The 506-nt window shown below is 50.2% G+C and carries 1 protein-coding gene; it reads right to left on the bottom strand.

Annotated features, from left to right (window positions below):
• Positions 1–506 (bottom strand): hypothetical protein (locus IX84_RS33420; protein WP_044223958.1); only part of this gene is annotated, 506 nt, incomplete at both ends.

Genomic DNA, 506 nt, shown 5'->3' with positions numbered 1-506 from the left:
CCGAACCATCCAGATCTATGCTTAAATCCTGACAAACTGCCGAGGGTAGCAAGTCATCAATGAGCGTTACAGCAGCCATACAGGTTCCTGATCCCGTTGCGGGGTTTCCATCTCCTACTTCCAGCTGCACCATCACCTCAGGTGCATCGCTACAAGTGAACTGGGATTGGTCAAGAGCGTAGTTTAGCACGGTTGCACAATCGTCTGTGGAGCCACCGTCTACATCCTGTGGGTTGATGGATGCCTGACCGGATGCATCAAAAAATACAGTGGTATTCGCACACAATGCATCGGGAGGGCTAGTGTCGGCTGTGTAGATCAACTCAGATGCAGTTACCGCATTCAGGCAGGCTACTTCTTCAACGCTTAAATCACATGGGCCCGCATCGGCTAATGCAATATTGACTTGATGTGTCATACCGGCCGGCGTACCTTCCAAATCAATAAATGTAACCGTCGCACCGGCAGGGACATTAAAGAAAGTCGTTGCCCCAACACTGATATTG

The organism is Phaeodactylibacter xiamenensis (assembly GCF_000759025.1).
GTDB classification, from domain to species: Bacteria; Bacteroidota; Bacteroidia; order Chitinophagales; family Saprospiraceae; genus Phaeodactylibacter; species Phaeodactylibacter xiamenensis.
The sequence above is the reverse complement of the archived record's forward strand: the minus strand, read 5'-3'. Positions and strand labels throughout refer to the sequence as shown.